This window comes from Thermodesulfovibrionia bacterium (assembly GCA_030646035.1).
Lineage (GTDB): Bacteria > Nitrospirota > Thermodesulfovibrionia > UBA6902 > UBA6902 > JACQZG01.
Genome location: JAUSMY010000040.1, coordinates 16,605 through 34,867 on the forward strand (window position 1 = coordinate 16,605; position 18,263 = coordinate 34,867).

16 protein-coding genes are annotated in these 18,263 nt (G+C 45.0%); all 16 read right to left on the minus strand.

From position 1 onward, the window contains the following. Positions 1–88 precede the first annotated feature (88 nt). Entirely contained in the window at positions 89–865 is a 777-nt protein-coding gene (locus Q7U10_06355) for a hypothetical protein (protein MDO8282232.1), read from the minus strand. 167 nt (positions 866–1,032) lie between these two features. After that, positions 1,033–2,013 carry an acetyl-CoA carboxylase carboxyltransferase subunit alpha gene (locus tag Q7U10_06360; GenBank protein ID MDO8282233.1) on the minus strand — a complete coding sequence of 327 codons (981 nt, stop codon included), beginning with the start codon at positions 2,011–2,013 and terminating at the stop codon, positions 1,033–1,035. Between the two features lie 18 nt (positions 2,014–2,031). Further along, positions 2,032–5,559, minus strand: a complete 3,528-nt coding sequence (locus Q7U10_06365; protein MDO8282234.1) for a DNA polymerase III subunit alpha — start codon at positions 5,557–5,559, stop codon at positions 2,032–2,034. 105 nt (positions 5,560–5,664) lie between these two features. Continuing rightward, positions 5,665–6,675 carry an anthranilate phosphoribosyltransferase gene (gene trpD, locus Q7U10_06370; protein ID MDO8282235.1) on the minus strand — a complete coding sequence of 337 codons (1,011 nt, stop codon included), beginning with the start codon at positions 6,673–6,675 and terminating at the stop codon, positions 5,665–5,667. A 100-nt stretch (positions 6,676–6,775) separates the two neighbouring features. After that, positions 6,776–7,735, minus strand: coding sequence for a diguanylate cyclase (locus tag Q7U10_06375; GenBank protein MDO8282236.1), 960 nt, complete (start codon positions 7,733–7,735; stop codon positions 6,776–6,778). Positions 7,736–7,751: 16 nt separating this feature from the next. Then, positions 7,752–11,285, minus strand: a complete 3,534-nt coding sequence (locus Q7U10_06380) for a response regulator (GenBank protein ID MDO8282237.1) — start codon at positions 11,283–11,285, stop codon at positions 7,752–7,754. Between the two features lie 2 nt (positions 11,286–11,287). After that, positions 11,288–12,169 carry an ethylbenzene dehydrogenase-related protein gene (locus tag Q7U10_06385; protein MDO8282238.1) on the minus strand — a complete coding sequence of 294 codons (882 nt, stop codon included), beginning with the start codon at positions 12,167–12,169 and terminating at the stop codon, positions 11,288–11,290. Between the two features lie 124 nt (positions 12,170–12,293). After that, complete coding sequence (locus Q7U10_06390; GenBank protein ID MDO8282239.1) at positions 12,294–12,869, minus strand: flavodoxin family protein; 576 nt, start codon at positions 12,867–12,869, stop codon at positions 12,294–12,296. Positions 12,870–12,896: 27 nt separating this feature from the next. After that, positions 12,897–13,445 (minus strand): YSC84-related protein, encoded by a 549-nt coding sequence (locus tag Q7U10_06395; GenBank protein MDO8282240.1) that lies wholly within the window; start codon positions 13,443–13,445, stop codon positions 12,897–12,899. Between the two features lie 21 nt (positions 13,446–13,466). After that, on the minus strand, positions 13,467–14,681 hold the full coding sequence (locus Q7U10_06400; GenBank protein ID MDO8282241.1) for a U32 family peptidase: 1,215 nt from the start codon (positions 14,679–14,681) through the stop codon (positions 13,467–13,469). A gap of 24 nt (positions 14,682–14,705) precedes the next feature. After that, positions 14,706–14,993, minus strand: a complete 288-nt coding sequence (locus Q7U10_06405) for a hypothetical protein (protein MDO8282242.1) — start codon at positions 14,991–14,993, stop codon at positions 14,706–14,708. 117 nt (positions 14,994–15,110) lie between these two features. After that, the gene (locus tag Q7U10_06410; GenBank protein ID MDO8282243.1) at positions 15,111–15,392 is read right to left on the minus strand and encodes a type II toxin-antitoxin system RelE/ParE family toxin; all 282 of its coding nucleotides are present in this window, start codon (positions 15,390–15,392) and stop codon (positions 15,111–15,113) included. Then, a complete protein-coding gene (locus tag Q7U10_06415) occupies positions 15,389–15,616 on the minus strand; it encodes an addiction module protein (GenBank protein MDO8282244.1) in 228 nt (75 codons plus the stop codon). Before Q7U10_06415 ends, Q7U10_06410 begins: the two co-directional genes overlap by 4 nt. Before the next feature lie 81 nt (positions 15,617–15,697). After that, positions 15,698–16,246 carry a hypothetical protein gene (locus Q7U10_06420; protein MDO8282245.1) on the minus strand — a complete coding sequence of 183 codons (549 nt, stop codon included), beginning with the start codon at positions 16,244–16,246 and terminating at the stop codon, positions 15,698–15,700. A 75-nt stretch (positions 16,247–16,321) separates the two neighbouring features. After that, positions 16,322–17,032 (minus strand): N-formylglutamate amidohydrolase, encoded by a 711-nt coding sequence (locus Q7U10_06425; GenBank protein MDO8282246.1) that lies wholly within the window; start codon positions 17,030–17,032, stop codon positions 16,322–16,324. Next, positions 17,025–18,263, minus strand: a complete 1,239-nt coding sequence (locus tag Q7U10_06430; protein MDO8282247.1) for a glutamate-cysteine ligase family protein — start codon at positions 18,261–18,263, stop codon at positions 17,025–17,027. Before Q7U10_06430 ends, Q7U10_06425 begins: the two co-directional genes overlap by 8 nt.

The window sequence follows — 18,263 nt, forward strand, 5'->3', positions numbered from 1 at the left end:
ACAACAAACCTCCAAACCAATTTGCATACCTCATAACAATGCTACCTCAAAAAGTGTCCTGTGGTACTCGTTCATCTGCAGCGCATGGTTATGCCTCCGCTGGATTGACTTCGTCTCTTGTATAACCAAATCTTTTAGCAAAAAGAATGTCAATATAGTCAGTAAGAAGAAAAAAGAAACCAAATAATTCATGTGAACTATTAATGTCAATGAAAATCATCTTGTCTTTTTCAAGAATACTTGAAGCATGGACAATTCTGTGACGTACCTGCGCTAGATCATCTAGAAAATGTAATGGGTTTTTGTGTTTTGTGCCCTCAAACTCCAGTGGAAAACTAGAGTAATGATTAACTATATCGTTTGCTCTATACCCAATATTAAAAACTTCACTCATCTTGCAAAATTTACCATCCCATTTTCGTGACATGAGTATATCCCGAGAAATATCAAATTGATTTTCAGTGATACCAACAGCCTGAAAAGAACGGTCAAAAAGTTGGTATAAATATGTTTCAAAAGAACCATAAAACATTACCAAGGTCTGTCTCGTCAAAACATTAACTCCATCAACTGTGAAGTTAAGTAATCGTGCAGCAGGCATAACAACATAATTGCCACTATTAAGTTGAATTTTGATAGGTGTCTTTTCTTTGAATGGTAACTTGGGAATAATCGTTTCTGCATAACGTTTTTTACATTCATCAAGGGAGAATTTAGTAACATAAAGAAATCCAGTAATTTCATTGAGTCGTCTAAAAAACAATCGTCGCTCTAACGTACACTTGGTTTTTGGTAAAACAAAAGTGTCACCTGCATAAGGATCTGGTCCCATATTTAATGGATTTTGAGAATCGTCTGATGTCATCTAATTACCTGAGCATATATGTATCGTTAGAGGCATAATAATTAGTATACTGCCAACCGTATTGCTGGAATATGAATATCATAGTTGTATGGATAAGAAAAGGCAAGCACAAATGATATACGGCATAAAGAAGTAGCGCAGAAGTTATAACTTAGCGGAACGAGGAACTAAATACTATCTCCGTTAACCGCGCCAATCTTCCTGAACTTGTCGTATCTCTCTTTGATACGCATCTCCGGGGTTTTTCTGGAGAGTTCATCGATGTGGAGCAATAACGCTCTTTTCATGTTCTCTGCAATCTCTTTGTGGTCTTTGTGTGCGCCGCCTGTTGGTTCGGGTATTATATCGTCGCAGACCCCGAACTTTTTAAGGTCTTCCGCAGTGATCTTAAGCGCTGCGGATGCCCTTTCAAAATCTTTCGGCCCGGTCTCGTTAGGCGCTTTCTTCCATAAGATAGCTGCGCATCCTTCAGGAGATATGACAGAATAGATCGAATGTTCAAGCATAAGTATCCTGTCTGCAACTGAAAGGGCAAGCGCTCCTCCGCTTCCGCCTTCTCCGATCACAACAGAGATGATAGGGTTTTTCAGTTTGAACATCATATAGAGGTTCTTGGCAATGGCTTCAGCCTGGCCTCTTTCTTCAGCGCCAAGTCCGGGATAGGCTCCGGGCGTATCAATAAAAGTTATGAGCGGTTTATTGAAACGGTCAGCGAGCCTCATTATCCTCAGGGCCTTTCTGTACCCTTCAGGGTGGGGCTGGCCGAAGTTTCTTTCGATCCTCTCCCTCGTGGTCTTGCCCTTCTGATGTCCGATGACTACAACAGGGAAGCCCTCAAACCTTGCGATGCCTGCTACTATTGCCGGGTCGTCAGAGAAGTTCCTGTCGCCGTGAAGCTCGACAAAATCTTCCATCAGGAGCTTTATATAGTCAAGGGTATGGGGCCTGTCAGAATGCCGGGCTATCTGGGTCTTTTGCCACGGCGTAAGTTTTGAAAAGATATTGATCCTCAGGTCAGAGGCCTTCTTCTCAAGCTTGCGTATCTCAGATGTTATATTGACGTCCTTGCCGTCAGCTATACGCCTCAGCTCTTCGATCTTATTCTCAAGATCTACTACAGGTTTTTCAAATTCAAGATAATTATGCATAGGTATAATTATATAATATTAATTAAGAATTGCGGAGTTTTCTCCAAGGATATTTTTCACCTCAACAAGCAGCTCGTTGGAAGGCATAATCTTGAAATCGGTTGAAAGTGTTGTCTCCCATTTTTCAGGAGATATGATCTTAAGGAATACATTGCAGTAGCCTGAATGTTTTGTGAATATATCCTGAAGCTTCCTGAGCCTTAGCGGATCGGTATCGTTATTCATTACAAGCACAAGTGACCTGTATTTTTGTTCTGTGGGTTTTTCCCGTCCATTTCCTCTGGCAGCCCTTCCTGATGTTGAAACAGCCTTCAACGCTCCTGCGGTATCATTTATAGAGACGACCTCTTTGGCAATAACCTTCACGCCTTTGTCAGACTTGTCGATATGCCCTGCTATGACTATCGGCTCCTCCTGTGATAAAAGCTCGCTGCACTTTGTGTATATATCAGGGAAGACGACCGCCTCAGCAGTTCCGTACATATCCTCGATAGTGAGGGCTGCCATCATGTCTCCCTTCTTAGTAGTTATCTTCTTGATGCTTTGCACTATGCCGCAGATATTGACATCTTCCTTGTCATTGCATTCCCTTATTGATGTTGTAGACTTGACTGAAAGTTTAGCAAGCTGTTCCTTAAACTTATTAAGCGGATGCCCTGATATATAAAAACCAAGCGCTTCTTTTTCCATGGTCAGGCGCTTTGACTCGCTCCATTCCTCGACTTCAGGAAGATCTTCTGCCGCAGGGGTGTGCATGTCGAACATGCTTCCCTGCCCTGAGTGCATCTCTTTCTGTGACTTCATCGCAGCATCCATTACAGGGCCCAATGCTTCCATAAGCTGCGCCCTTCTGCCGAATGAATCCATGGCGCCAGCTTTGATCAGGCCTTCGATAACTTTCTTATTTACCTTTCTTGAATCAGCCCTTAAGCAGAAATCAAAGTATGAAACAAAACGGCCGCTGTCTCTTATTGAGATTATCGCCTCGATAGCAGAGCCCCCTACACCCTTTACCGCTTCAAGGCCGAAACGAATAGCCCTTCCCATGACTGTGAACTCCCGCTTGCTCTCATTCAGGTCAGGTGGAAGTATCTCTATATCCATATCCCTGCACTCGATAATATAGGCAACGACCTTTTCAGTATTATCCATATCCGAGCTCAGGGATGCTGCCATGAACTCAACAGGGTAGTGGGTCTTAAGATATGCTGTTTGGTATGCTATAAGCGCATATGCTGCGGAATGTGACTTATTAAAACCATACTCGGCGAACTGAAGTATAAGGCCGTACAGCTTCTCAGCCTTCTTCTCGGATATCTTATTCTTCTTTGCTCCTTCGATGAATGTGTTCTTAAGCTTCTCCATCTCCTCAGGGTTCTTTCCGCCCATAGCTTTTCTAAGGATATCAGCCTGTGCAAGCGTGAAGTTTGCGATCTTGTGCGCGACCTTCATAACCTGCTCCTGGTAGAGGATGATGCCGTGTGTCTCTTTAAGTATCTTGTCCAGCTCAGGCAGTGATAGCTTTGACAGAGAGCCTGAGGTTATTATCTCATTTGAAGATTCCTGGTCTTTCTTTCCTTTAATGAACTCATCCACCATGCCGCTCCCAAGAGGGCCGGGCCTGTAAAGCGCCACAAGGGCTATAAGGTCTTCAAAGACCGAAGGCCTTATCCTTACAAGCAGATCTCTCATGCCGGAGCTTTCAAGCTGAAATATGCCTGTGGTCTTTGCAGAGCTCAGGAGATCAAATGTCTCTTTGTCATCAAGAGGGATATTCTTGATAGAAAAATGTCCGGCTTCCGCCTTGTCTTCAGGCAGAAGGTTGCTGTTGATTATCTTTTCAGCCTTGTCAATTACAGTGAGCGTCTTGAGGCCCAGGAAGTCGAACTTGAGCAGTCCCAAATCTTTTATCGCGTCCATATCATACTGTGTAACAACGGCATCCTCGTTAGAAGCCTTGTAAAGCGGAAGGTAATCGGTCAGGGGTTCCGGTGATATAACAATTCCTGCTGCATGCGTTGAGGCGTGCCTTGAGAGGCCCTCAAGCCTTTTGGCGATATCTATCAGCTTCTTTATCTCGTCATTTGTTTCGTAAAGTTCTTTCAGTTGAGGCTCTGCATTAAGCGCCTTGTCAAGGGTCATCTTCAGGTCAAAGGGGATGAGTTTGGCGACCCTGTCCACTTCAGCATAAGGCATGTTCATCACCCTGCCGACATCCCTTATGGCGCCACGCGCCTTCATGGTTCCGAACGTTATGATCTGAGCGACATGATCCTTGCCGTACTTATTGGTCACGTAATCAATTACCTCTGACCTCCTGTCCATGCAGAAATCTATATCTATATCAGGCATGCTCACTCTGTCAGGATTTAAGAACCTCTCAAACAGGAGGTCGTATTTCATAGGGTCGATACCGGTTATATCAAGGCTGTAAGCAACAAGGCTTCCTGCCGCAGAACCTCTTCCCGGGCCGACAGGGATGTCCATGCTCTTTGCATATTTGATAAAGTCCCAGACTATCAGGAAGTAGGAGGAAAAGCCCATCTCATTTATCGTCTTAAGTTCTGTAACCAGCCTTGATGCGTATTCTTCCGGTATATCGCCGCCGAGCTTTTCCTTCAGCCCTGACTCTGTAAGCCGCTTTAAATATGAGTCAAGGTCATCAGTGCTGTCTGCGTTATACCTGGGCAGATGGAACTCCCCGAACACAAGGTCAAGATTGCATCTTTCCGCAACCTTCTTTGTATTCTCAATTACTTCAGGATTATCTTTGAAATAAGCTTTGATCTCGTCCGGACTCTTGAAATAGAAGGAATTCTTTGAGAAGCGCATTCTCTCCTTGTCATCAAGGGTCTTGCCGGTCTGTATGCATAAGAGCGCGTCATGCGCGTTTGAGTCTTCTTTGTTTAAATAGTGGCAGTCGTTGGTTGCAACCACCCCTATGTGGAGGTCTTTGCCAAGTTCTATTATCTGGCTGTTGATTATATCCTGTTCAGGAAGCTCGTTTGCCTGAACCTCAAGATAGAAGTTATCCGCTCCGAGGATATGCATATAGCTTAATGCCGCATCTCTTGCCTCGTCTACCATGCCCCTATGAAGAAGAAACGACACCTCGCCTTTAAGGCAGGCTGACAGGCCGATAAGCCCTCCGCTGTACTGCGACAGCATATCCTTGTCTATCCTCGGCTTGTAATAGAATCCATCAAGATACGCCTTGCTCACCAGCCGGGTCAGATTTTGATAACCGTGTATGTCTTTGCAAAGGAGTATCAGGTGAAAAGATGTCTCTGCTTTTCCGTTGGATGAAGCTTTTTTCAAATGGCTGTCAGGCGCGACATATACCTCACAGCCGATGATAGGCTTCAGCCCTGCCTTTGATACCTTTTTATAAAACTCTATCGCGCCGAACATGTTTCCATGGTCAGTGATAGCGATAGCCGCGAGCTTATACTCAAGGGCCTTCTCGATCATGTCATCAATTCTAATTGCCCCATCAAGCAAGCTGTAATGGGTATGGAGGTGAAGCGGAACGTAGCTGGAATGCATGATAGATTTTAGAATATCAGGGGTCTTTAGTCAAACAACGGAAAAGTTAAAATTTGAGAGTGAAAAGGCATATAATTTTAAAGGAAAAAACCACAACTTCCAGCTTTAAAGTTTATTTGTAATCGCTATTATCTCTTCAAGTTTCCTGAGCGCGGCTCCTGAGTCAATGGCCTCTTCAGCCTGTTTAACAGCTCCAAAAAAACCGTTCGCGTGGCCGCCTGCTATCAGGGCTGCGGCTGAGTTCATTATGGTTATATCCCTTTTGGCGCCGGTTAAGCCTTTGAGTATGTCCATTGTTATCTTCGCATTCTCTTCAGCTGTTCCTCCGACAAGCTCATCCTTTCCTGCTTTTTTAAATCCTATATCCGAAGGAGACAAGTAATAGGTATTCACAGTCCCGTTTTTCAGTTCAGATATTTTTGTATCGTCTGTATTTGTTATCTCATCCAGCCCGTCTTTGCCGTGAACGATAAATGCATGTTCAATGCCGAGGTTACATAGCACATGTGCCATTGTCTCTGTAAGCGGGTCGCTGAATACTCCGAGCACCTGTCTCTTTGCGCCGGCAGGGTTGGTAAGAGGCCCAAGTATATTGAAGACGGTCCTTATGCCCATCTCTTTTCGAGGGCCTATTGCGAACTTCATGGCAGGATGGAAGAGCGGAGCGAACATGAAGCCGAATCCGGTCTCCTGAAGGCAACGCTCTACTTTTTTAGGCTCAAGGTCTATCTTGACCCCGAGGGCCTCAAGAACATCAGCGCTTCCCGACCTGCTTGAGACAGAGCGGTTGCCGTGCTTTGCGACAGGCACGCCGCATGCCGATACGACTATGGCAGAGGTAGTTGAGATGTTGAATGTATGCGCCATGTCGCCGCCTGTCCCGCATGTGTCAACCGTATTCAGGGGAGAATTTATTTTTGTCGCCTTTTCGCGCATGATGACCGCCGCGCCAGTGATCTCATCAATGGTCTCGCCCTTTAATCTCAGGGCTGTCAGAAAAGAGGCTGTCTGCGCGTCTGTAGACTTGCCCTCCATGATATCCCTCATGGAATCAGCCATCTGGACTTTCGAAAGGTCTCGGCCCTCTATTAACAAACTTATGGCTTCTTTTATCATTACATCCTCCGGTCAAAGTATAGCTTTTGGGACATGCTGATTTTATCATAAAAGAAGTTATTAGGGCGAGGGGAAGTTATTGAAGCTTGAGTTACATAAGTTATGAAGAGGGCGCTGTTTCTACTTTATCTGTCGGTACGCAGACACGGTTTCTGCCGGACTGTTTTGCGATGTAGAGGGCCTTGTCGGCTCGTTCGAGGATATCCTTCCACTGGTTGTGGTTGTCGTTTTCGTTAAATGCCGCAACCCCGCAGCTTATGGTAAGGTAGCCCCTTTCACAGCCTTTATGCTCGATCCTTAAAGACTCTATGGCTTGCCTCAGTTTTTCAGCAACAAGTATTGCCTGAGACTTCACCTGCTCATGCACAATTACGACTATCTCTTCACCGCCCCATCTGAATATGTCATCTGACATCCTGATGACCTCTTTTAATGTGTCAGCAACTTTCTTAAGGAGAATATCTCCTTCCAAATGGCCGTATGTATCGTTATAGTTCTTGAAGTAATCTATATCGCACATTATCAGCCCGTAATTCTGAAGGTATCTGCATGCACGGTGATGGGACTTCTTAATCGATTCATAAAAGGCATGGCGATTCCCGATCTCCATGAGGGCATCTGTTCTGGCTATCTCCTCCAGCCTTTTATTTAAATTGCCAAGTTCATCATTTTTTTGTGTAAGCTCCTTTTCAAGGTTCAGTATCCTCTCTCCTGCCCTGACCCTGACCTTAAGCTCTGCCACGTCAAAAGGTTTTGCAACGTAATCATCAGCGCCTGCCTCAAGCCCTTCTACTATGTCCCCTTTTTTGTCTTTGCCGGTAAGCAGTATAAAATAAATATATCCTGTTTTATTCAAGGCGCGTATGTTTTTGCACAATGTGACCCCGTCCATTTCCGGCATCATCCAGTCTGCGATTATGAACTTGATCTCTTCCTGCTGGAATATCTCCCACGCTATCATTCCGTTTTCAGCTGCTATTACTTCGTGGCCCCAGGCCTTGACGGTCTTCTCCAGGAGTTTTCTTGATATGAGGTCGTCTTCAACAACAAGTATCTTCATATTTGCCTTTTACTGTTTAAATGCTCTCTGCGAATTTATTCAACTCGGATATCTCAGACCTGAGATTGTCAACAAGCTGTGTGAGGCCGGATATATCATTGTTTCGGCCTTTGTGCTCTATTGCCAATGCAAGGGATTGCACCCTTGTGGCGCTCAGGTTTCCTGCCGCGCCCTTTATGCTGTGCGCATTCTTCTGCACAGTGTCCGTGTCTCCTGATGCCACGGCGTCCTCGATCGCCTTGATCTTATCCGGTACATAAGAAAGAAATTCATTCAACAGCTCTTTATAAAAGTCTTTGTCATCATCGAACCTGGCCATCGCGCTCTTTATGTCTACAGGTGTATCTGATTCAGGTTTGGCTCCGGATTCAGTAATGTCGTCAGTCGTTTTTGTTGCTATCGGTTTTGGGATGACTATTTTGGATCTTACCCACTTGGAGATCTTCTCCAGCATCTCCTGAGGCTCAATAGGTTTTGACAGGTAGTCGTCCATCCCGGCTTCGATGCAGCGCTCAAAGTCGCCTTTCAGCGCATGTGCTGTCATTGCGATTATTGTTGTGTGCATGCCATTGTTCTCTCTTAAGCGGATCTCATTTGTGGCTTTGATGCCGTCCATCTCCGGCATCTGTATATCCATTAAAACAATATCGTACTTTTTCTTATCCAGCGCTTCAAGCGCCAGCCTGCCGTTCTCAACAATATCAACCTGATACCCTGCTTTTGTCAGTATTTTCTGAGCCACTTTCTGGTTGACCGGATTATCTTCAGCAAGCAGTATATTTACGCTCTGGTACTTTGTGTCCCTCAATGTGTGGCTTGTCACGATCTTATGTCTATGGGTCGATCTATCCTTTTCGTTTCCGCTGAGCACAGTGACAATTGTTTCTAAAAGCAGAGATTCCTTAACAGGCTTTATGAGATAGCCTGAACAACCTATATTCCGTATGTCGGCAACATCTCCCCGGCTCCCCAGAGATGTAAGAATAATTATCTCCGTGTCCTTGATCTCAGGCGTGTTCTTAACAATGACAGTGGTATGCTCACCGTCCATTCCAGGCATCTGCATGTCAAGCAGCATGACCTTGAACGGGTCTTTAGCTGCAGCAGCTTTCTTGAGTTCCCTGATAGCTGCAACTCCGCTGTCAACTGATACCGGCCTGCAGCCATAGTTCTCCAGTGTCTTCTCAAGTATCAGCCTATTGGTCTTGTTATCGTCGGTTATAAGCACTCTCATGCCTTTTAATTCCGGCGTTGTCTTATCAACAGGTATCGGCTGAATATCTTTCTGTTTCTTTATCGGCAGATTGAACCAGAACCTGCTCCCTTTGCCCGGTGTGGTATCAACGCCTATCTCTCCGTTCATGAGTTCAACTAATTTTTTTGATATAGACAGGCCCAGCCCGGTTCCTCCATAGATGCGTGTTGTGGAGCCGTCTGCCTGTGAAAACTCATCAAAGATCATATCCAGCTTGTCTTCAGGCAGCCCTATCCCGGTGTCTGAAACAGAGAAGAGGATATTTTCCACATCATCGTCCTCTTCCAGAAGTTCGGCCCTTATTACCACTTCCCCTTTATGAGTGAACTTGATAGCGTTGTTGCCCAGGTTCAGCAGTATTTGGCGTATCCTGGCAGGGTCGCCTATCAGCAGTGAACTCACTTCATGATGGATCATGCATGCGAGTTCGAGATTCTTTTCAGATGCCTGGAAGGCGAGGGTCTCGGCAACCCCTTCTACTGTAAGCCTCAGGTTGAAATCTATATGCTCTATAGGCATCTTCCCTGACTCGATCTTTGAAAAGTCCAGGATGTCATTTATTATGTTCAGAAGGGAATAAGCGCTCTTTTTAACAATTGAAAGGAAATCATACTGTTCATCCGTAAGCTCGGTATCCAGCGCCAGCGAGGTCATCCCCACAATAGCGTTCATCGGTGTGCGTATCTCATGGCTCATGTTTGCAAGGAACTCGGACTTGATCTTGTTTGCTTCTTCAGCCTTGATACGCTCTGATACAAGATCCTTGTGGGTACCCTCAAGGATGAACATCATGTTGTTGAAGGTCTCGGTTGTTTCATAAAGCGCATCTGCTGTGGACATCTTGTAAACGTCACACTGCTCACACCTGCCGTATTTCTGTGCGAATTGTCCCTGCACTTGTCCCCCGCAGTGTGTGCCTGCAAGCTGCCAGCATCTCACATTATGTTTTCCATAAGCAGGGCAGTCTTCTTTTCCGCACTTTTTAAATTCCCAGCAGGTGGGGATGTAGGGATTATGAACAGGTTTGTATTCATGATTAGTGAAACCTTTTTTTGCCTCAACCTCGTTAATGATCTGCGAGAAGGTTTCAAGTGCATGGTGAAGGTTTTTTCTGTCTGTCTCAAGCTTCTCGCGTGTATCCATAAGCAGGGCTTCCACTGATTTGCGGTCAGTGATATCCTTGGCTATTATTATTATGTCGGTGATATCGCCGTGGTCATCTTTCAGCACAGAGCCTGACAGGATGGATGGTATTGAGTCATGGCCCTTTGTCTCGCATGAGGTCTCATATCCCCTGACAATGCCTGCATCAAGGAGCATGCCGAAGAAATCAGCCTGGTCTGTCTCTCTTCCGGCCTTACCGCACAGCATGCCGAATTCACTGCCTATCAATTCATCTTTGCTGTAGCCGAGGAGGTTCACCGCTGCATTGTTAACGTTCTTGATCCTGCCTTTAGAATCCAGTATGACCATGATGTCAGCAATAGACTCCAGGATCTCGTCGAGGTGGCTTTTTGAGACCAAGACTTCAGAAAGCTTCTGGGTCATCTTATTAAATGCGAGGCCGAGTTGGCCGATCTCATCATCTGAGGCTACATCAACCTTTTGGCTGAGGTTCCCGTCAGCAACAGATTGGAAAACAGTAACAAGGTTCTTCACCGGCCTGGATAGCGCTTTTTGCAGGAGAAAGGCGAGCAGAATACCGGACAATATTCCAATGGCAGCGAAAACCAAACTGAGTGTTTGTGACCGCTTTCCTTTAGATATGATCTCTTCCATGTGCCTGCTTATCTCGACCCGGACATTGTTTTTCAGTGCCAGCACATTCTCATGGGCTGAATGTTCTGTTTCAAGGAGTACCTTTTCCCATGAGCGCACCCCTTCTCCGGTACTTCCAGTGGCAAGCTCCTGTGAATAAGCAACCACTGCAGTTCTGTATTTCTTTGATTTTTCAATAAAGGCCTTCAGCATTACTTTGTCATCTTCATGGATAAGAGTATCTTTCAGGGATTCTGAATCTGCAGTAAGCTGTTTGATGTTTTTCAGCAAAGGCTTTATATCTGTATGGCCTTCAATTACATATACGGTGAGCTGCCCCCTTATATCAACAAACCTTGAAAGAAGTTCATCTATATCCCTGAGATTTTTTCTGTGCCCTTCCTCTAAAGAAGCCAGTTCCCTGTTCATGTATGAAGTGTGGTAGATGTCAAGCAGGCTGATAACGGCTATGAGGAATACAAGTATTCCAAGGCCGATGTATCGGAGGGCGCGGTTTGATATATGCAACTTATTCATAATTATTTAAATATCAGGAAAAGCGGTTCGGATATTCTCCCCTGTCCATACCAGTGCGCTGTTTTCTTATCAATGGGCTCTCCGTAGAGGCCGGGGATTGATATTCCGAAGAGATATTTCTCCCCGGATTTGGGGCTTAACCGGATGTCATCGCTATGCCCTGTATCAAGCTTGCGGCCGAACTCGATAGTCCATACGCCCTCTTTCCATACGCCTTTGGCAGGGATATCTCCCATGCTTCCTGAGGGCTTTATATGCGTGAACTGGTCTATGATGTCACCTTTGTATTCGGTAAGTATTATATTTTGATAGCTGGGGTTCCCTTCATCAGACAGCCTCAGAAGATAACGCTTCTTTCCTGTCGTACTTACAACTTCCTGTGATTTATTCTGAGAGACTGCTGAGATTATGTCGTACTTGTCATCAGCATACCCGCTCGGGTCAGTACGGTTTGCCTTCCAGTACCATATGTCAGCAGTATAGTCATCGTCCGAGAAACTGGAGAGATCGACTTTATGGTCCATCATATTCCATTTGAGGGTAAAGGTATCTTCTCTCTGCGGGCCGAGTATGTATGACTCCAGGTTGTTGTCCCATACCCATGGTTTGTGGAGCCTGTCTTCAGTAGCATCAGGGTATTTGACCAGAAAGTAGATCATATCATCAGTGTAAATACTTTTAATTGTCACATCTGCTTCTGTCCTGACATCTTTTACCTTAAAGCTTTTTATACCCTCCCATACCTTGTCATTGGAAACTCCGTCAATGGCAGGAGACTCTTTGACTTTGGTTGAGGTGATATCTTGTGAGGCGAGGGCGGTTCCGAAGGTTAGGATAATTACTGAAGTTATTAATAAAGATGAAATAAAACCTTTCGTTTTCATATGCTCCTCCATTAAATAAAATGATAAGTTTTATCCATATGTTTGTAATTATATTCTTTCTATATGTGATTAAGCTACTGTTAAATAGCGGGTGGTTACAATTCTAATAAGTTAAAGATAAATGTCAGGAATTGATCTTCCTTATAAGCCATGCCATGTTCTCTCCGAGCTTCTTCATGGTCTCAATCCCTTCGCTGTCATCTTTGACCTCGCCCGGTTTTCTTCCGATGCCGATATTCCAGTAGCTTGAGCCGGGGATTATCATCTCCCCTATGAGGAAGAAGTAGTTTAAAGAGCTGAAGACATGGCTGGCGCCGGCGCGCCGTACGGCGACAACAGCGGCTCCTGCCTTGCGCTTTAACATATTGTCATTGGCGCGTGATACCATGCCTGCTCTTTCGATCAGAGCCTTCATATTTGCAGAGACATCGGCAAAATAGGTGGGAGAGCCGAGAATGATACCGTCAGCCTCAAGCATCTTTTCGATGCATTCATTTGCGATATCATTATCAACGCTGCATCTCTTGTCCTTTTTGTCGAAGCACTTAAAGCATCCGATGCATCCGTGGATAGGCTTGCCTGCCATCTGAAAGAGTTCGGTCTCAATGCCTTCTCTGCTTATCTCATCCAGAACAGAATTTAAGAGTATAGCCGTATTTCCGTCTTTGCGCGCGCTTCCGTTAAAACCGATAACCTTCATCTGCAAGGCCTCCTTTGACAGACTGTTTCAGCGGATTATTTTTGTGAATTTTGAACCCTCGATGGTCAGGTTGAACATAAGCCCTTTATTGCTGAATACAAAGCCGACTATCGGGTCTTCTATATTCATGGTATTGATGTCGCCTCCTTCACCCCATTTCACTATGGCGACTGAGCCGTCTACCCCGGCTTTCCATCCGTCGCTCTTCCTGAAATCGGCAAGCGCTTTGTTTTCGAGGAATACAATAACTATTGACTTTGACTGCGCCCCGAGCTGAAACCCGATAGATGCTGCGGCTGTGCTGTAATATTCTTCTGATTTGCCGTCTATACGCAGCACACCCTCGCCGTATTCTCCGCCTACACCGATGCCTGCTTTTATCACTCCGGAGAAGATAAGCACGCCTTTTGCTTTTTTGAGAAACTCACTCCCTCCGGGGATCTCTTTCTGGAACTGCGCCAGAGTGGCGTCAGCGTCTATGTTTATCTCATCCCTGCTCTTTGCCTCTGAGGCGCTGATTCCGGCAAACAATACGATAAAACTAACAACTGCAACAATGGCTCTCTTCATCTTCATGGCATATCTCCTTTTTTTGAATTAGTTATCTGATTTGACACGCCTGATAAGATCATTTTCTCTCACTCCATCAACAGAAGGGATTGATACGATCTCTTCGTTCCTGCCCACATCAACGTGCTTTCCCTTTTCATTACATATATCATCCACAATGAATGATCTATCTTCAAGTCCTGTTGACAGGAATTCGACACTATCTCCTGTGCTGAGATTGTTCCTTAATAGGATATCGATTCTGCCGTTATGGACTGATCTCACTATGCCGACCAGATCATGGCTCATCCTGTAAACATTTTCTTCATTATGATTGTAATCTTCATCAGGCTGCTTGCCAAGAAACATACCTGTTGTATAACCTCTGCTTGAGATCATGGAAAGTTCTCTAAGCCATCTCTCCTGCACAACGTAGGGACGATCCTTCAGGCTGTCAACCGCTTCCCTGTAAGTCTTGATCACTCCGGCAACGTAATTTATGCCCTTCATGCGCCCCTCTATCTTAAAGCTGTCAATCCCTGCATCGGCAAGCTTATCAAGGTGCTCTAACATGCAGAGGTCTTTTGAGCTCATCATGTATGTGCCTCGCTTGTCTTCATAAACAGGATGAAACTCATCAGGCCGTTTCTCCTCCATTAGCGTATAGTTCCATCTGCAGGAGTTTGTGCATTCCCCATGGTTGGCAGGCCTGTTGGCGAGAAAGCTGCTGATATAGCACCTACCAGAATAAGAGATGCATATTGCGCCGTGGACAAAGCACTCAAGCTCGATTGATACACTGTCGCGTATCTCTTTTATCTCATCGATCGCAAGCTCTCTTGCAAGGACGAGCCTTTTAGCACCGGCCTTTTCCCAGAATAGGGCGGTCTTAGGGTTTGTGATATTTGCCTGCGTGCTTATATGGATCGGGATCTCCGGCGAGATATCTTTTGCCATCTCAAAGATGCCGAGGTCAGAGATTATTATTCCGTCCGGTTTTGCCCTTTTTAGAAAGGTTAAATGATCTTTTATCGGAGAGATATCTCTGCTGTGAGGTATGATGTTTGCAGTGATATATATTCTTTTGCCTTTTTGATGGACCAGCTCAACGGCCTTTATCAGCCCATCTTCATCAAAGTTACCGGCCTTTGCCCTGAGGCTGAATTCAGAAAGCCCCAGATATACCGCGTCGGCGCCGTAGTGAAGCGCGGTTATCAGTTTTTCAAAGTTGCCGGCAGGCGCCAGGAGTTCGGGTGTCTTCATGGAAGATCATATCTTGCGAACTGCCTACTCTTTGGTCCACTCCTGCAGCGTTTCAATGATCTTCTTCGCCTGCTCTTTGCTGGATATGTTGAACTTGGACCTCTGGCTGTACACCCCGTTGGTCTTCTGGTAGCGGCGGATACTGTATTTCTCTTCTCCGAACGTCTCGTTCTTCTTGTCCCACTGCTGGTATCTGAACATTAAAGTCGCCCACGCGCCTTTTGAAAGTATCACCTTGTCAAGTTCCTTGACGAGCTGGACATTGTCCTCTTCATAGTTCATTGTTAATTCATTTACATCTTCAGCACCCATGGCATTCTCCTTTTTTGTTTTATAGAATTATATGCTAAAAGCGCGGTTAATTCCAAGTTGCAGGCGGATTCTGGCTTATTCAGCGAATGTACCTATGGTGTTCGCTGTGGTGATTTGTTATGGGTGTTTTTGAGGGTCTTGTCTGTTATCAAAAACAGAATGAATTACTATTTCGTTTCCTTCGATAGAATAAAATATTGAAAAAGGAAATCTTCTAATGACACAGCCTCTTAAACAGGAATATAATGTTTTGTACATCTCCGGGAAAGCGAGAATGTTATTTAGCGATACCTCAATACAGTCGAGAAATTCAAAACCAAGTCCTCTTCTCTGTTTTTCGTACCATTCAAACGCTAATTCAAGGTCGTCTTTAGCCCTGTCTGTATAGCGCAGAATCATTTATATTTATCACGCAGCTCTTCATGAACACTTTTCCAATCATGAAGTTCCAGTTTTCCATCTTTATAATCTTTGTATCTTTTGTCTAATTCGATTTTTTGCCATTCCGGCATTGGCAGCACTTCATTGTTTCGAGCAATAGCATCCCAAATATCCTCAACTAATAGTAGTTTTTCTGACAAGTCCAATTTATCTATCTCTTTTACGATTTCATTTGGTCTCATTGTGAACACCTCCTATATAAATTTTACAATATTAATATAATCCCACAATGCACGGGTGAGACACGTGTCTTTTTGCGCATGTTAGGGTTTGGCCTTGTACGTGCTTATGAATTGCTTATATGCGTCCAGTACTTTTTGATATCCTTCTTGCGAACGAGAACTAAGAGTGAAGATTAGATAGAAATCACCTTCTTCGCCGTATGACGCTTGCTCCCAGTTTCCCTTTTCTTTCGGGAAAAATGTATACGATTTCAGAAGCTGACCATCAGCAGTAGTAAGTGAAGTAACTTCAGAAATGCTTAGACTGGGATCTTGTGACATGAACTGCTCTTTGTCATCGCTAATCAACGAATCCATAGATTTTATTTCAGGAATTCTTGGCTTGTAAAGCGCCTTCACGTAGATAACTGATTCAGCGTTGGCGAATGTATAACCGTCAGGTGCTTGAGCATTGGCGCTGTACATGTAACTATGATCACGGTCATGGTGCCAGCCTTTTAAAGTTGGCATCTTGGGCCACCAATAGAAACACACCCCGGTTTCACACGGAACGGCAATTTTCTCTATCTCAGCATGAGCGCATAGGGGAAGTAACACCAATACGATTAATAGAGCAACGAGACGTTTCATATTATCTCCTAACCATATTTTTATTAGATAGTTATCTGGATAATAACAATATTTCTTAGCAGGGTCAATATAATTCTATTTGCAAAGCAGGGCATCGCTAACCGCTTTAATGATATTCGCCTGAAGTTCTCTCCAGTGCCTCTTATCTCCGACGGGAAATTTCTGATTGACCTCAAGCTCAACCCCGATATACTGTCTCTGCGGGAAACTTTTTCTGAAATATGTCACAAGACCATCGGCTTTGCCGAGGTAGGGATAATTGCGGCGGACGACGAGATCGTGATTTGAGGCGGTGAGCGCCTTCTGCCAGCGGATGCAGAAATCTTTTTCTTTCATTCTCGAAGGGTCATATAGCAGCCCAATATCTGCAGTGCGCTTCACGCCATTAATCACAGGCGTAAAGGTATGAACCGCTATGTGCAGAACATTTTTGCCCGAATGAATCTTTTCTGCAATAACTGATTCAATAGCATTCCGGTAGGGATGGTAGTATTTTTTTAGGATATTGGCTCTTTCATCACGGTCGATCTTTCGGCTTATTTCAGAAAAGAGGTTCGGATGTTTTAATGACCGGTTCAGGTCAACAAGCAGGCGTGTGATTTCTGAGTAATAACAGCGGACTCCGAGATCTTCTGCAATGGCTCCTGCGAGTTCATATGAGCCATGATCAAAACCCTTATGGCTCTTCAGCAGTTTTTCTTTGCCCTTGAAAAGATGTGCGTATTCCTGCGGCACAAGATTGCCGCCGTGTTCGCAGGAGATGATTATCTCAAATGGCTTATTCAATGAACACCCTGTTTTCAGCGAGGCATTCGCAAAGTTTTTTATATGCCGTTTTCAGCTTTTCATGTGAAGGGTTTCTGCCAATGGATCTGAGTATTCGCTTTGAGAGAGTTCCCTCTTCTGTAATGAGCCTGAGTATTTCAAGCGATTCAGAAGAAATGGCGGCTTTCTTTCCGGCTTCAGTTATAAGATGCTTCCACAATTCATTTGCAGTTGCCTTCTTTCCAAAGAATCCGAACATCTCGAGATAATGCGCATTCTCAATTACCGCGCTTCCGCTATCGCGTATGGTGCTTTTAAAGACCGGAAGCAATGCGTTCACTCCCCATGCCTTCTGTTCTTCATAGCCGGACCATTCATCAGCAACAAGAAGTTTTAAGACTGATATGATTATCTCAGCTATGGCGATATCAGCGCGCGGGCATTCCTGCGTATCTGCAATACGTATCTCCATCGCGTTTCTCTCGTAACGCGGTATGGCGCCTCTTGAATTGAGCCATTCATTTTGCAGGATATTCTCATCATCATATTCCGCTATATCCCTGTACATTTTCCCAAGTATCTTTTCTTTGTATTCAGCCTTTGTGAAGACAGGTTCAGGAATTATCTTTCCCATGATCGAAGGAACCTTCTTCTGGTTTGCGGCGTAATGCAGAAGCCGCGTATCCTGCAAGCCGGTGATCTTCCCTTCAACAACAGGAGAACTTGCGGCGAGCGCTGGGATCATCGGTAGGAGCAGCCGTACAGCGGCATGAAGCCTGCCGAATTCATCATCACCTTTGAAAGAGAGATTTATGTGCATGCTCTGGACATTTGCCCAGCCGTGCCTCTTGCAGTTGAATATCCTGTCGTAGGTTTCGTACACATTATGGTAACGGCGCGCCCATAGCCTGGTCTCTTTTCGGGGGTTCATCCACGGATGCATGGCAGAGGGCATGAGCATTCCGCCCATCGGGCTGAGGATCTTATTGATGTCTGTTATCTGCTTATGAAATGATTTTGAAAGCCCCTTCAGCGAGGGCACGGGATCATTGTTCTTGATCTCCATGACATGAGAGACAAGTTCATTTGACCAGCCCATGCTGCCGTTATAATGATCGGTCGTGTACCGTCCTGCTGCAGAGCGGAGGACTTCGTCGGATACAGGCATGACATCAAGCGTTTCGCAGTCTGCGATAATATATTCGAGTTCAATGCCGCAGCCTTCAAACAGTTTCAGTCTATTCGCAGCCAC

Bases quoted from the DNA above. Each gene is read 5' to 3' on its own strand.
- Q7U10_06375 (MDO8282236.1), bottom strand. From the start codon at position 7,735: ATGAAGATACTTGTTGTTGAAGACGACCTCATATCAAGAAAACTCCTG.
- Q7U10_06405 (MDO8282242.1), bottom strand. From the start codon at position 14,993: ATGGGTGCTGAAGATGTAAATGAATTAACAATGAACTATGAAGAGGAC.
- Q7U10_06385 (MDO8282238.1), bottom strand. From the start codon at position 12,169: ATGAAAACGAAAGGTTTTATTTCATCTTTATTAATAACTTCAGTAATT.
- Q7U10_06395 (MDO8282240.1), bottom strand. From the start codon at position 13,445: ATGAAGATGAAGAGAGCCATTGTTGCAGTTGTTAGTTTTATCGTATTG.
- Q7U10_06365 (MDO8282234.1), bottom strand. From the start codon at position 5,559: ATGCATTCCAGCTACGTTCCGCTTCACCTCCATACCCATTACAGCTTG.
- trpD (MDO8282235.1), bottom strand. From the start codon at position 6,675: ATGATAAAAGAAGCCATAAGTTTGTTAATAGAGGGCCGAGACCTTTCG.
- Q7U10_06420 (MDO8282245.1), bottom strand. From the start codon at position 16,246: ATGAAACGTCTCGTTGCTCTATTAATCGTATTGGTGTTACTTCCCCTA.
- Q7U10_06410 (MDO8282243.1), bottom strand. From the start codon at position 15,392: ATGATTCTGCGCTATACAGACAGGGCTAAAGACGACCTTGAATTAGCG.
- Q7U10_06400 (MDO8282241.1), bottom strand. From the start codon at position 14,681: ATGAAGACACCCGAACTCCTGGCGCCTGCCGGCAACTTTGAAAAACTG.
- Q7U10_06415 (MDO8282244.1), bottom strand. From the start codon at position 15,616: ATGAGACCAAATGAAATCGTAAAAGAGATAGATAAATTGGACTTGTCA.
- Q7U10_06380 (MDO8282237.1), bottom strand. From the start codon at position 11,285: ATGAATAAGTTGCATATATCAAACCGCGCCCTCCGATACATCGGCCTT.
- Q7U10_06390 (MDO8282239.1), bottom strand. From the start codon at position 12,869: ATGAAGGTTATCGGTTTTAACGGAAGCGCGCGCAAAGACGGAAATACG.
- Q7U10_06355 (MDO8282232.1), bottom strand. From the start codon at position 865: ATGACATCAGACGATTCTCAAAATCCATTAAATATGGGACCAGATCCT.
- Q7U10_06360 (MDO8282233.1), bottom strand. From the start codon at position 2,013: ATGCATAATTATCTTGAATTTGAAAAACCTGTAGTAGATCTTGAGAAT.